This is a genomic window from Halomonas sp. H2, assembly GCF_050215315.1.
Lineage (GTDB): Bacteria > Pseudomonadota > Gammaproteobacteria > Pseudomonadales > Halomonadaceae > Vreelandella.
Map to the genome: position 1 here is coordinate 1,931,945 of NZ_CP189760.1, position 13,594 is coordinate 1,945,538.

Annotated in this window: 16 protein-coding genes; 14 read left to right on the top strand and 2 right to left on the bottom strand. The window is 54.4% G+C overall.

The annotated features are described in order from the left end of the window. Positions 1–124: 124 nt before the first annotated feature. The 13 genes from ACQE2I_RS08940 to ACQE2I_RS09000 all read left to right on the top strand — a co-directional run bounded on the left by ACQE2I_RS08940 (position 125) and on the right by ACQE2I_RS09000 (position 11,079). On the top strand, positions 125–424 hold the full coding sequence (locus ACQE2I_RS08940; RefSeq protein ID WP_427031297.1) for an FmdB family zinc ribbon protein: 300 nt from the start codon (positions 125–127) through the stop codon (positions 422–424). Between the two features lie 65 nt (positions 425–489). Then, positions 490–2,271, top strand: a complete 1,782-nt coding sequence (gene aspS, locus ACQE2I_RS08945; RefSeq protein WP_427031298.1) for an aspartate--tRNA ligase — start codon at positions 490–492, stop codon at positions 2,269–2,271. Between the two features lie 74 nt (positions 2,272–2,345). Further along, entirely contained in the window at positions 2,346–2,909 is a 564-nt protein-coding gene (ruvC, locus tag ACQE2I_RS08950) for a crossover junction endodeoxyribonuclease RuvC (protein ID WP_427031299.1), read from the top strand. A 114-nt stretch (positions 2,910–3,023) separates the two neighbouring features. Then, positions 3,024–3,644, top strand: a complete 621-nt coding sequence (gene ruvA / locus ACQE2I_RS08955; protein WP_427031300.1) for a Holliday junction branch migration protein RuvA — start codon at positions 3,024–3,026, stop codon at positions 3,642–3,644. Positions 3,645–3,714: 70 nt separating this feature from the next. Beyond that, on the top strand, positions 3,715–4,752 hold the full coding sequence (ruvB, locus tag ACQE2I_RS08960) for a Holliday junction branch migration DNA helicase RuvB (protein ID WP_427031302.1): 1,038 nt from the start codon (positions 3,715–3,717) through the stop codon (positions 4,750–4,752). Beyond that, positions 4,749–5,162: a tol-pal system-associated acyl-CoA thioesterase gene (ybgC, locus tag ACQE2I_RS08965; protein ID WP_427031304.1), complete on the top strand. Its 414-nt coding sequence runs from the start codon at positions 4,749–4,751 to the stop codon at positions 5,160–5,162. The genes ruvB and ybgC overlap by 4 nt, the downstream gene beginning before the upstream one ends. A gap of 58 nt (positions 5,163–5,220) precedes the next feature. Beyond that, a complete protein-coding gene (gene tolQ / locus ACQE2I_RS08970; protein WP_427031306.1) occupies positions 5,221–5,916 on the top strand; it encodes a protein TolQ in 696 nt (231 codons plus the stop codon). Positions 5,917–5,927: 11 nt separating this feature from the next. Next, entirely contained in the window at positions 5,928–6,371 is a 444-nt protein-coding gene (tolR, locus tag ACQE2I_RS08975) for a protein TolR (protein WP_427031307.1), read from the top strand. Positions 6,372–6,378: 7 nt separating this feature from the next. Further along, entirely contained in the window at positions 6,379–7,521 is a 1,143-nt protein-coding gene (tolA, locus tag ACQE2I_RS08980) for a cell envelope integrity protein TolA (RefSeq protein WP_427031309.1), read from the top strand. Further along, complete coding sequence (tolB, locus tag ACQE2I_RS08985) at positions 7,521–8,807, top strand: Tol-Pal system beta propeller repeat protein TolB (RefSeq protein ID WP_427031310.1); 1,287 nt, start codon at positions 7,521–7,523, stop codon at positions 8,805–8,807. Before tolA ends, tolB begins: the two co-directional genes overlap by 1 nt. A gap of 53 nt (positions 8,808–8,860) precedes the next feature. Then, a complete protein-coding gene (gene pal / locus ACQE2I_RS08990) occupies positions 8,861–9,403 on the top strand; it encodes a peptidoglycan-associated lipoprotein Pal (RefSeq protein ID WP_427031311.1) in 543 nt (180 codons plus the stop codon). 80 nt (positions 9,404–9,483) lie between these two features. Further along, positions 9,484–10,281 (top strand): tol-pal system protein YbgF, encoded by a 798-nt coding sequence (gene ybgF, locus ACQE2I_RS08995; RefSeq protein WP_427031312.1) that lies wholly within the window; start codon positions 9,484–9,486, stop codon positions 10,279–10,281. Positions 10,282–10,317: 36 nt separating this feature from the next. Further along, positions 10,318–11,079 (top strand): YciK family oxidoreductase, encoded by a 762-nt coding sequence (locus ACQE2I_RS09000; RefSeq protein ID WP_427031313.1) that lies wholly within the window; start codon positions 10,318–10,320, stop codon positions 11,077–11,079. A 59-nt stretch (positions 11,080–11,138) separates the two neighbouring features. Here the strand turns inward: ACQE2I_RS09000 and ACQE2I_RS09005 are convergent, their stop codons facing one another. Both ACQE2I_RS09005 and ubiG read right to left on the bottom strand, forming a co-directional pair. Further along, complete coding sequence (locus ACQE2I_RS09005) at positions 11,139–11,807, bottom strand: HAD-IA family hydrolase (RefSeq protein WP_427031314.1); 669 nt, start codon at positions 11,805–11,807, stop codon at positions 11,139–11,141. Then, positions 11,808–12,551 (bottom strand): bifunctional 2-polyprenyl-6-hydroxyphenol methylase/3-demethylubiquinol 3-O-methyltransferase UbiG, encoded by a 744-nt coding sequence (gene ubiG / locus ACQE2I_RS09010; protein WP_427031315.1) that lies wholly within the window; start codon positions 12,549–12,551, stop codon positions 11,808–11,810. Between the two features lie 151 nt (positions 12,552–12,702). On the opposite strand from ubiG, the gene galU reads away from it, so the two are divergent. Further along, positions 12,703–13,593, top strand: coding sequence for a UTP--glucose-1-phosphate uridylyltransferase GalU (gene galU, locus ACQE2I_RS09015; protein ID WP_427031317.1), 891 nt, complete (start codon positions 12,703–12,705; stop codon positions 13,591–13,593). The last annotated feature ends 1 nt before the right edge of the window (position 13,594 follow it).

Below are 13,594 nucleotides of genomic sequence, written 5' to 3' on the forward strand. Positions count from 1 at the left end.
CTTGCTCGGCAGGGGTCACAAAAGGGTATAATGGCGGCGCTTTATCAACCGCAGCCTTGGAATTTATCCTGACTAGCCACATATTGGCAGCTTGGCAGGGTTGACCTTATTAGGAGCTATCAAGATGCCCATCTATGAATATGAGTGCAAGGCCTGCGGTCATCGCATGGAAAAATTGCAGAAAATTAGCGCCGATCCTCTTAAGGATTGCCCCGCTTGCCAACGCGATGGCTTGGAACGGCTTGTCTCAGCAGCAGGATTTCGCTTAGCCGGCGGCGGTTGGTACGAAACCGATTTCAAAACGGGTAGCAAAAAGAATTTGGTCGCTGACGGCAAAACTGCTTCCACAGAGGCCGGTAAATCAAGCGATACCAACGCTACTCCCAAGAGCGTTACTCCCAGCGACAAAGGCGCCGCGGCATAGCTTTAGCAGCCAGGGCCGGGACGCTCGCGACACATTAATTGCCACGTAACAGAACAGGATTTGACATGCGCAGCCATTATTGCGGCCAGCTTAACGAAACTTTGGTGGATCAAACGGTTACGGTATGCGGTTGGGTTCATCGCCGCCGCGACCACGGCGGAGTGATTTTCCTCGATATGCGCGATCGCGATGGCATCGCTCAGTTCGTGGTCGACCCCGACACCGCCGAGGCATTCGCCACTGCCGACCGTGCCCGCAGTGAGTATGTACTGCGTATCACCGGCCGTGTTCGGTTGCGTCCTGAAGGCACTCAAAACCCCAACATGCCGACGGGCATGATTGAAGTTTTGGCCAAAGACGTTGAAGTGCTTAACACCGCCATTACCCCGCCTTTCCAGCTTGATGAGCATGGCAAAGTGGGTGAAGAGGTGCGTTTAAAGCACCGCTATATTGATCTCCGTCGGCCGGACATGATTGAGAAGTTGCGCCTGCGTTCGCGTATTTCGCACAACGTACGAGCTTTCCTTGAAAACCAGGGCTTCTTGGATATCGAGACGCCGGTACTCACTCGCGCTACGCCTGAAGGCGCGCGAGATTACTTGGTGCCTAGCCGTACCCATGCAGGCAGTTTCTTCGCACTTCCCCAGTCTCCGCAGCTATTCAAACAGCTGTTGATGGTGGCGGGCTTTGACCGCTACTACCAAATTGCCAAGTGCTTCCGCGATGAAGATCTGCGCGCCGACCGTCAGCCTGAGTTCACCCAGATTGATATCGAGGCGTCGTTCGTGGAAGAGAACGACATCATGGGCATTACCGAAGCCATGATTCGTCAGCTTTTCCAGGACGTGCTCAAAGCTGAGCTGCCTGAGTTTCCGCGTATGACGTGGCAGGAAGCAATGGATCGCTTCGGTTCCGATAAGCCGGATTTGCGTATCCCGCTCGAATTGACCGATGTCGATGATCTTATGCAGCAGGTTGATTTCAAAGTCTTCTCTGGCCCGGCCAGTGCAGACGATGGACGTGTGGCCGCGCTGAAGGTGCCCGGCGGCGCCAAGCTATCGCGTAAAGAGATTGATGAATATACCAAGTTTGTCGGTATCTATGGTGCTAAAGGCTTGGCGTGGATTAAGGTCAACGAGCGCGCCAAAGGGCTTGAAGGCTTGCAGTCGCCGATCGTCAAGTTTATGGAAAACATCGTTGAAGAGCTGCTTGATCGGGTCGGCGCAGAAGATGGCGACATTATTTTCTTCGGTGCCGATAAAGCACGTATCGTCAACGAAGCCATCGGTGCACTGCGGGTCAAACTCGGTGCTGACTTGGAGCTTTATACCCAGCAATGGGCGCCGTTGTGGGTGGTTGATTTCCCGATGTTTGAAGCCGATGACAATGGTCGTCTGAGCCCGCTGCATCACCCCTTTACCGCGCCTTCCTGCACACCGGAAGAGCTGAAGGCGGATCCTGCAAGAGCACTTTCACGCGCTTACGATATGGTGCTCAACGGTACCGAACTGGGTGGTGGGTCTATTCGTATTCACGATCAGGCCATGCAGAGCACGGTATTTGAGATTTTGGGTATTAGTGAAGAAGAGGCTCAAGAGAAATTTGGCTTCTTGCTTGACGCTCTGCAGTACGGTGCACCACCCCATGGCGGCTTAGCCTTTGGTTTGGATCGCTTGGTGATGCTGATGGTGGGCGCCAAAACGATCCGTGAAGTGATCGCCTTCCCGAAAACCCAAAGCGCTGCTTGCTTAATGACCAATGCCCCGGGCGAAGTTAGTCCAGAGCAGTTAAAAGAGCTCAATATTCGTCTACGCCAAAAAGCCAAGGCGGAAGCAGCGGCCGAATAAGCCGCTTGAGTAATGGCTTAACGCCGATGTCCTACACCGACGCCCCGGCGTCGGTGTTTTTATAGGTTAATGCTATGGATGCAGCACCACCAGCCGTACCGATCCGTATTTTGGGCATTGACCCAGGCTCGCGCGTGACCGGGTACGGGGTGATTGATGTGATCGGCGTTAAGCCCTGTTACGTCGCAAGTGGATGCATACGCACGGCGGAAGGGTCGCTCGAGCAGCGTTTAGCACAAATCTACGCCGGTCTTAGCGAAGTGGTCGGTTTGCACCGCCCCAACGAAGTGGCCATTGAGCGGGTTTTTATGGCCAAAAACCCCGATTCCGCACTGAAACTCGGGCAAGCCCGGGGAGCAGCGCTGGTGTGTATGGCTAACCATGGGCTGAACCTTGCCGAGTACGCCGCGCGGCAAATTAAGCAGGCGGTAACTGGGCAGGGCGGCGCGGATAAAGAGCAGGTCCAACATATGGTTAGCGCTATTTTGCTGCTTTCCGCCACCCCGCAAGCCGATGCCGCTGATGCTCTCGCCATTGCGCTAACCCATGCCTATAGTGGCCATACTTTTAGCCGTCACGGCCTTTCGGCGGCGCCATCTCGGGGGCGGCGTCGTTCTACTGGCCGCTGGCGGCTTTAATTCCCGCTGGGTGGTTGGCTGAACTACTGGTCATCTGTACAGAGTGGCTTTATAGTAAGCGTTTGTTTTTCACACAATTGTTTTCACTCTTTTTTCAATGGCACGAGCGACTTTATGATTGGACGTCTGAGTGGTCAGTTACTGGCAAAGCAACCCCCCTGGATTGTGATCGACGTTCATGGCGTAGGTTACGAGCTAGAAACCTCAATGAATACGCTGGTGGCTCTTCCTGCGGTCGGCGAGAGCGTGTCGCTATTCACTCATCTGACCATCCGTGATGACGCCCACTTACTGTATGGTTTTGGCAGAGAGCATGAGCGTGCGCTTTTCCGCGCGCTGATTAAAGTCAACGGTGTAGGCCCCAAGCTCGCACTGGCCATCCTATCGGGTATGGACGAAGACGCTTTTATGCGCTGCGTGCGCGATGACGATAACAAAGCGCTCACAAAGCTACCGGGCGTGGGCAAGAAAACCGCTGAGCGGCTGATTATCGAAATGCGCGACCGCTTCCCCGATTGGCAAGATCAGCGGGAAGATAGCAGTGATACGTTACTGCCTCTTGAAGCGGCGAATGGTCGTGTATCTAGCCGTGATAGCCTTGCTGATGCTGAAGCCGCGCTGGTAAGTTTGGGGTATAAATTGACCGAAGCATCGAAAATGCTCGCCGATATTAACCCTCATCAGTCCACCGAAGCGCTGATCAAAGCCGCGCTCACCCAGCGTATGAGTGGTTAAGCATTGGCAAGTTTGGGTTGCGGCCTGGTTTGAAAACATCACTGTGAAATCGCCTTAAAGAAGAGCATTTATGCTAGAACACGATCGGCTGATCGCCGCTGAACCTGAGCAAGGTGAAGGGCGCATTGATTATGCGATTCGCCCTAAACGGCTTGATGACTATATTGGCCAGCCGCGTGTCCGCGAACAGCTGGAAATCTTTATTGGTGCCGCACGGCTGCGCGAAGAGAGCCTGGATCACACCCTAGTATTCGGCCCACCAGGGTTAGGTAAAACCACCCTCGCGCATATTATTGCCACTGAAATGGGTGTCGGCATGAAGTCGACCTCTGGCCCGGTGCTTGAGCGGGCAGGCGATTTAGCCGCCATGCTCACCAACCTGGAACCAGGCGACGTACTGTTTATCGATGAGATTCACCGCCTATCACCGGTGGTTGAAGAAGTGCTTTATCCGGCCATGGAAGATTTTCAGCTGGATATCATGATTGGCGAAGGGCCTGCGGCGCGCTCAATTAAGCTGGATCTACCTCGTTTTACGCTGGTGGGCGCAACAACGCGGGCCGGGTTATTGACCTCTCCACTGCGCGACCGCTTTGGTATCGTTCAGCGGCTTGAGTTTTACAATCTTGAAGAGCTGACCGAAATCGTCTCGCGCTCCGCACGCCTGCTGGGCGTAGAGACCAGCCATGACGGCGCCATTGAAGTTGCTAAGCGCTCACGTGGCACGCCGCGTATTGCTAACCGGTTACTCCGTCGCGTACGCGATTATGCCGAAATGAAAGGTGATGGCGTGGTGGATGTCGCCATGGCCGACGCGGCCCTTAATATGCTCAATGTGGATCATCACGGTTTAGACCATATGGATCGTCGGCTTTTGCTGGCCATGATCGATAAATTTGACGGTGGACCGGTGGGCGTTGATTCGCTGTCTGCGGCAATCAGTGAAGAGCGCGATACCATCGAAGATGTGATCGAGCCTTACCTCATTCAGCAGGGCCTTATTATGCGTACGCCCCGCGGCAGGGTGGTCACCCGCCAAGCTTGGCTGCACTTTGAACGCGTGCCACATGAGCAGGCGGCTGATATGGAAGGGGAGCGGCGCCCGTGACGACGTCGGTCAAAGATGGTTATCGCCTGTCGCTACGTGTTTATATGGAAGACACAGACGCGGGCGGGATTGTCTACTACGTTAACTACCTGAAGTTTATGGAGCGCGCGCGCAGCGAATGGTTACGCCAACTAGGCCTTAATCAGCAAACGCTGCTAGACGAAGGGACACAGCTAGTGGTATACCGCTTGGCCTGCCATTACGCGAAACCGGCCCGTTTAGACGACGCGTTGGAAATTAGTGCTCAAGTGAGCCAAGTAGGTCACTGTCGCATGACGTTTGAGCAGCAGGTGTGGCGTAATGGGGAACTACTCTGCTCTGCCACGGTCGAGATAGCCTGCTTGAGCACCCAGCGTTTACGGCCAAAAGCTTGGCCCGCATCGCTTGATATTTTGACACGGGCCTCTTAACCAAGAGGTCATTCACTGCGTCGGCCATGCCGACTCTAATAGATTGATGAGGGCACCTGTGAACGATAACACCATGTCCATTCCCCATTTGATAATGAATGCCAGCACCGTGGTACAGCTGGTAATGCTGCTATTGCTGGTGGCGTCGGTCCTCTCTTGGGTGGTGATTTTTCAGCGCAGTATTGCGCTGAACCGTGCTAAGAAAGAGTACAACCACTTTGAGGAATCTTTTTGGTCAGGTGTCGACTTAAACGAGCTGTATCGAGAAATTCCCGCCGATGATCCGCGCCACGGTGCCGAGCATATTTTTCAAGCAGGTTTTCGCGAATTTAACCGTTTAATGCCTAAAACCCGCGATCCAGATACCGTCTTGGAAGGCGTACAGCGCAGTATGCGCGTTGCCTGGTCACGCGAAGAGGATCGCTTAACGCAACACTTGGTGTTTCTGGCCACTGTTGCGTCGGCTAGCCCTTATATCGGCCTATTCGGTACCGTGTGGGGCATAATGGGGTCGTTCCAAGCGTTGTCACTGACACAGCAAGCGACCCTGGCAACGGTCGCGCCCTGGATTGCGGAAGCGCTAATTGCAACGGCAATGGGTCTGTTTGCAGCCATCCCTGCGGTCATTTTTTATAACCGCCTGTCCAATTCAGCGTCTCGGCTGCTTGGTAAATACGAAGATTTTGCCGAAGAGTTTCACGCTATTTTACACCGTAATTTGCAAGGCCGTGACGGTAAGCCGAGCGCGAACTAAGGGAGACAGCCATGCAAGGACCGTTCAATCGTAGCGGTAAAAGCAAGCCGATGGCGGAAATTAACGTCGTCCCTTTTATCGACATTATGCTGGTACTGCTGGTGGTGTTCATGATCACCGCGCCCATGTTGACCCAGGGCGTACAAGTTGAATTGCCGCAAGTTTCCTCTCAACCCATTGAGGCTCAAGAGGATAACGACCCAATTGTTATCTCGGTTGACCGTGAAGGGGAATATTTCATCACCTTAGGAGAAGACTCTACTTCCGTTTCGCTGGATGAGATGTCCCAGCGTGTGATGACGATTTTACAGCGCCGCCCAGGCACGCCGGTGATGGTGCGCGGAGACCGCAACGTTCCCTACGGGCAGGTTGTGGTGTTGATGAGTACCCTGCAAGGCGCGGGTGTGGCTAACGTGGGGCTGCTTTCTGAGCCGTCGCAAGATGGGGAAGGGTAAAGCGCACATGGCAGTAAAATCTTCTCACGATCCTCAGGATGTTGGCTATCAGTGGCCAACTGTTCTGGCGATCGCTGTGCATGTCGCTATTGTGCTGTTTAGCTTGATTAGCCTACCCAGCCGAACGGCTGAGCCTGACAGCTCCTCCATTGTGCAAGCGACGCTGGTGAGTACCGAAACCTTTACCGATCAGGCTCAGCAAGCAACGGAGCAACAAGCGGCGATGAGTGCGCCCGCCGAAGCGCCTACAGAAGCTGAGGCGCCAGAAGAACCGGTAGCTAGTGAAGAGCCTTCAGCTAGCGAAGAGCAAGCTGCTGCTGAAGAGGCTGCCCAACAGGCAGAAGAAGCCGAGGCGCAGGCATTGGAGGAAGCGCGTACGGCTGCAGAAGCAGATGCCCAGCGGCGTGCTACAGAAGCCGCTGAGCAGGCCGAGCAGCAGGCAGCAGAAGCCGCCGAGCGCGAGGCCGAAGTGGCAGCAGCTGCTGAGCGTCAGCGTGAGGTTGAAGACGCCCAGCGCCAACAGGAAGTCGCCGAGCAGCAGCAACGCGAGGAAGCAGAAGCTCAGCGCCAACGAGAGGCCGAAGAGCAGCAGCGCCGTGAGGAGGAAGAGGCTGAACGCCAGCGTGAAGCCGAAGAGCAGCAACGTGAAGAGGAAGAGGCTCAGCGCCAGCGGGAGGCTGAAGAGCAGCGTCTACGCGAGCAAGAAGAGGCCCAACGCGAGCGCGAAGCTGAAGAGCAGCAGCGGCGTGAAGCAGAGGCCGAGCGGCAGCGAGCGGCAGCTGAAGCGGCAGAGGCGGCCATGCAACGCCAGTTGGCCGGCGAAGCCGAAGCAGCGGCTAATGCTCAGCAGGCTGAGCAAGCGGCTAATAGCTTTATCAATATTGTCCGTCGTGCCGTCGAGCAGGCATGGTTGATTCCTGCCGGCGCAAGTGATTCGATGAGTGCTACGCTTCAAGTGCGGCTAGGGCCTTCAGGCGAAGTATTGGCTACGTCGATTGTGACATCAAGCGGCGATAGTGCTTTTGACCGGTCTGTCATGCAGGCCGTTGAACATGCTGCACCGTTTGGTGAATTGAGAGATTTACCAGCCAACCAGCAGCGTAATTTACGTCAGTTTAATCTGCGCTTTACCCCGGGGGATGTTCGCTGATGCAAAGCTTGAACAAAATATGGCTATTCTGTGTGCTGCTGTTAGTAAGCAGTGTGGCGAGTGCCAACTTAACGATTGAAATTACGCGGGGCAGCGATCAAGCGCTGCCAATTGGCGTGGTTCCTTTTGAAGGCTCACAAGGCTTGCCAGAAGATGTTGCTCAGATCGTTCAAGACGATCTTGAGCGCAGCGGATATTTCGATCCGTTAGCGCGTAGCGATATGTTTGAACAGCCTAGCGAGGGTGACGACGTGCAGTTCGGTACGTGGCGCTCGCTGGATGTCCGCTATCTGGTCGTGGGTAGCGCAGAGCAGACCGATGGTGGTTTTGAACTACAGTTTGAGCTGATGGATATCAGCGGCCAGCGCCGCATGATCGGTGAAACTGTCACGGTGAGAGGAAATGACCTGCGTGGCGCGGCTCACTATATCAGCGATCAAATCTTTGAAGAGATCACCGATATTCGGGGTGCTTTCTCGACCAAGATTGCCTACGTTACGGCTCAAGGTGTCGGTGACAATATGCAGTTTGGCCTCTACGTTGCCGATGCCGATGGGCGCCGTAGCGAGCAGGTTTTGACCTCTGACGAGCCGATTATGTCGCCCGCATGGTCACCCGATGGCGGCAAACTCGCCTATGTCTCTTTTGAAACTGAGCGTCCGGCTATCTATATTCAAGATGTAGCGACAGGTCAGCGCGTAAAAGCGACGTCGTTTGAAGGTATCAACGGTGCCCCTACGTGGTCGCCGGATGGTCGCCGCATCGCCATGTCGCTGTCTAAAGATGGTCAGCCTGAAATCTACGTTATGGATATCGCCAATCGCTCAGTAGAGCGTATTACCAATAACAACAGCATTGATACCGAACCCGCTTGGGCCCCTGATGGTCAAAGCTTGCTGTTCACGTCTGATCGCAGCGGTGGCCCCCAGCTTTACAAGTACTCAATGGGCGGTGGTGAGGCGCAGCGCATGACATTTACGGGCAACTATAATGCGCGAGGACGTTATGCGCCTGATGGTGAGCAGATATTCTTGATCCACCGCTCTAGCCGCGGTTATCAAGTCGCAAGGCAAGACCTAAGCGGTGATCGCTTAGTGGTATTGAGCGAATCAACACGCGATGAATCTCCTAGTGTTGCGCCGAACGGGACCATGGTAATCTTCGCTACCCAACAGGGGAATAGTGGGGTGCTAAGTGCTGTTTCTGCCGATGGCCGTTCGTCATTCAGACTACCATCAGCACAAGGTGATGTACGTGATCCAGCTTGGTCACCCTTCTTAAATTGATCAACTCAATTGATTAACTTCGAAATTTTAGTTTTCAGGCAAGGAGTCTGATTATGCAACTTAAACCGTTGGCCCGCTCATTAGCAGCAGCACTATCTATTGTAGTAATCGCTGGCTGTTCCAGCACCGGCGGAACCCAGGACGGTGACTCGTACGGTAGCCAGGATGGCAGCACTACCGGCTCTGGCACCTCGGGCACAGGCACGGGTAGTCAGTACGGTTCTTCTTCTGGTTCAGGTTCTTCTGGCCAGCAGGCTGACTCACGGATTCCTGAAGTACGCACCATCTATTTCGATTACGATCGCGATACGATTAAAAATGAGTATGAATCTGTGGTAATGGCTCATGCGCGTTATTTGCGTGCCAATCCGAGTGCACAAGTGGTTCTTCACGGGCATACGGACGAACGTGGTACCCGTGAATACAACATGGCGCTGGGCGAGCGTCGTGCCGGAGCGGTAGAGCGTTTCCTGAATATTCAGGGCGTTTCATCTTCGCAAATGAGTGTAGTTAGCTATGGTGAAGAGCGTCCGGCCGTCAATGGCCAAGACGACAGCGCCTACTCTCAGAACCGTCGTGTTGTATTTAACTACTGAGCGTTTAACAGTTGAATGCTTAACCACTGATGAATTCGGCGTGCGGCTAATTGCACGCCGTTTACATCTCCGGAGTCATCATGAATCACAGTCTCAAGCGTTATCTTGAGAGGCTGTGCGGTGCGGGAGCCTTAGTGCTCCCGTTGTCCGTCCTGCCTCTTACGGCTATTGCTCAACAGCCGCTCGTGCAAGATCTGAACTCTTCTCCCAACAGCGGCGGTTTTTACGACCAGACGCAGCGACAAGAAGCCTCCCGTGGCAATTTGGTGCTGTTCAACCAAGTGCAAGAACACCAGCAAGAAATCCAGCAGTTGCGCGGGCAGATCGAAGAATTACGCCACCAGATGGAGCAGTTGCGGCGCCAGTCTCAGCAGCAGTACCTCGATATTGAAGACCGTTTAATGAGTAGCGGCCCGACGCAAATCGAGGAGTCGACGCCTCCCGTCGAGCCTGAAGCCGCCGAGCAAGTCGTCAATGCGCCTTCTAACAGCAATGTCAGTGAAGATGCTCAAGCTGATTACCAAGCGGCCTTTGCGCATGTTCAAGCACGTCGTTTTGAAGAAGCGATTGCTGCGTTCGACGCCTTTGTTACCGACCACCCCGATACCAGCTTAACGGCCAATGGCCACTACTGGTTGGGCGAGCTATATGCGGCAGAAGGCGAGCTGGACGCTGCTGACGAAGCATTTAGCCGTGTCATTGATGATTATAGCGGCAGTAGTAAAGTACCGGACGCGATCTATAAGCTAGGCTTAGTGAAAGCGCGTCAAGGTGAGGCAGCCCGTAGCCGTGAGTTGTTAGAGCGTGTGCGTGATGACTACCCGCAAAGCAGCGCCGCAGGCCTTGCCAATGACTTTTTACGTCAATCAGCGAGTTAGTTTTTTGATCTATTTTTTTTGCTTCAGGGAATCAGCATGAGCTGCAAGATCGACTATCAACCAGCGCCCAACCTGTTGGAAAATCGCATCGTGTTGGTAACCGGCGCCGGCGATGGGATTGGCCGGGCGGCGGCCTTGAATTATGCCCAACACGGGGCGACCGTGATTCTATTGGGGCGCACCATTGCCAAGTTAGAGCGCGTGTATGATGAAATTGAAGCGGCAGGTGGCCCCCAGCCGGCTATTTTTCCGCTCAATTTTGAAGGTGCTACGCTTAAAGATTTTCATGATATGGCAGAAACGCTAGATAAGGAGTTTGGACGCCTAGATGGCTTGTTGCATAACGCAGGACTGCTAGGCCGAATCACGCCGTTTGAACAGTACAACCCCGAGCTCTGGCAACAGGTGATGCAGGTCAATATCAACGGGCCAATCTGGATGACCCAGGCATTGCTGCCGCTATTACAGCAGTCAGAAGACGCCTCGGTAATTTTCACCTCATCCAGCGTTGGGCGTAAAGGCCGGGCCTATTGGGGCGCTTATTCGGTTTCTAAGTTTGCCACTGAAGGCTTTGTCGACGTGCTGGCCGATGAACTGGAAAATCAACCCAATATCCGGGTCAATTCGCTCAACCCGGGTGCCACGCGCACCCAAATGCGGCGAATCGCGTTCCCCGGTGAAGATCCCTTCACGCTGCGCACGCCAGAAGAGATCGTGCCAACTTACTTATGGCTAATGGGGCCGGACAGCACCGGTACCAGCGGACAAAAGCTTGACGCCCAGCCACCACGGGTTTAATAGACGCCGCGCCGGCCATGGTCAATATGGGTGTCCGGCGTGTTGTGATAGATGCTTCGTTAGCGTTTGAATGCGCCAAGGGCATCAACCAAGGCCTGACACTCTTCAAACCACAAATCGGCAGGCCACTGCCGGTAGTTATCCTCTTCGCTAATATAGCCATACCCTACCGCCACGGCGGTCATGCCTGCCGCGATGGCTGCTTCAATATCGCGTGCATGATCGCCGACATACCAGCACTGTTCAGGCGTAACATTCAAGCGTCGTGCCGCCTCCCATAGTGGTTCAGGGGCGGGTTTTCTAACGCTAAGATCGTCCGCGCAAAGAAGCGCGCCGGGTTGCAGAGCCAGTGCCTCTAACAGTGGCAGGGTATAACGGCGCGGTTTATTGGTCACAATTCCCCAGAGCCGTTGATCGCTATGCCACTCGTCCAGCCATACATCAAGCGGCGAGAAAACCCGGCTATGAACGGCCACGGCTTGCACATAGGCATCGAGTAGATATTGACGCGCCTGCGCATGCCCATCAGCTGTGGCTTCCAACCCTAGCGCTAGCGTGACCAGCGCACTGCCGCCGTTAGAAACCTGACGACGAATCACCTCATAGGGCAGCGGCGCTAAGCCATGATAAAGACGCAGTGCATTGGTTGCGTTAGCCAAATCGGGAGCCGTATCGACCAGGGTGCCATCCAAATCAAAGAGGATCGCTTGGGGCGCTTGCATCGGCATTTAATCGCTCACTTTGCGGCAGTACATCATATAGTTGACCGAAACATCATGGCTGGCCAAACGATAGCGACGCGTTACCGGGTTGTAAGTAAGCCCCGTTTGCTCGCGCACTTCTAAACCGCTGTCCCGAGACCACCCGGCCATTTCTGATGGGCGGATAAACTTGGCGTAATTATGCGTGCCTCGTGGTAGCAGTTTAAGCACGTACTCGGCGCCTAAAATGGCAAACGCGTAAGACTTGGCAGTACGGTTCAGCGTCGACAAAAATACATAACCACCTGGGCGAACCAGAGCGCTGCAGGCACAAATTATTGATGCTGGGTCTGGAACGTGTTCAAGCATTTCCATGCAGGTCACTACATCGTAAAACCCCGGCTGTTGAACGGCCATGGCTTCCACGCTGATATGTTGATAATCAACGTTAACGCCACGCTCTTCGGCGTGGAGTCGTGCGACGGCTAAGGGTGCTTCGCCAAGATCAATCCCGGTTACCTTGGCCCCACGATGGGCCATCGATTCACTTAAGATACCGCCGCCGCAACCTACGTCGAGGACTTTTTTCCCCGCGAGGCCGGCACGGGCATCAATAAAATCAAGGCGTAGGGGATTAATCTCATGAAGGGGCTTAAATTCACCCTGCGTATCCCACCAGCGGCTAGCGAGTGCCTCGAATTTGGCGACTTCCGCTGCATCCACGTTGCCTTGAAGGCGATCAGCAGTGCTATCCTGTGGCGTCGCTTGCATGTTATGACTCCCGTTATCATTGAGTATTTAGCGGTGTATGAACGCGTAAGCACTCGTTATCATTCATTGGCGTGGTGGCATCCCACCACGCCTTCAGTATTATGGACATTCTAACCACTCCTGTGTCGGAACGCATGAAAAGGACCTCGTTATGATTCGTAAGGCCGTACTTCCAGTCGCCGGGTTTGGCACCCGCTGCTTACCGGCATCGAAGGCCATTCCCAAGGAGATGATTACGATTGTCGATCGGCCAGTGATTCAGTACGTCGTCGAAGAGGCGATTGCTGCCGGCATTCGCGAGATCGTATTGGTCACCAGTAGCAATAAAAGTGCCATCGAAAACCACTTTGATACCCAGGCAGAGTTGGAAGCAAGTCTGGAAGCGAAGGGTAAACATGAATTGTTGGCCATGCTGCGTAACTTAGTGCCTGACGATGTCAGCATTATCAGTATCCGCCAAGGCGTGCCGTTAGGTTTAGGTCATGCAGTGTTATGTGCGCGGCCCATTATTGGCGACGACGAGCCGTTTGCGGTGCTACTGCCCGATGTGCTGGTCGATAATAGCGCCAATCAGACGACCGATCTGGCCGGTATGTTAGCGGCGTATGATCAGTATCAGACGGCCCAGCTAATGGTTGAAGAGGTCGCTTGGGATCAGGTCGAGAAATACGGCATCGTGGCACCAGCAGGCGATGTGCCCACGGCCAATGAGTCGGCAGACTTGCTCGCTATGGTTGAGAAACCGAAGCGTGATGCCGCGCCTTCAAATTTAGCGGTCATTGGCCGTTATGCGCTGCCTGGCCACGTTTTTCCTATTTTAGCAGCCACTCCGCCAGGTGCCGGCGGCGAAATTCAGCTCACCGATGCACTGGAAACGCTGCGCGAACAGTCGGGTGTGCAGGCGTATCGGATGCAAGGCACTACCTACGATTGTGGCCAGCCATTGGGTTATCTTGAAGCCACCCTGGCCTATGCCCGTCGTCATCCTGACTTCGGCGAAGCCTTTCAAACCTTGCTATCACGTTACCAACAGGGAGAGTGAC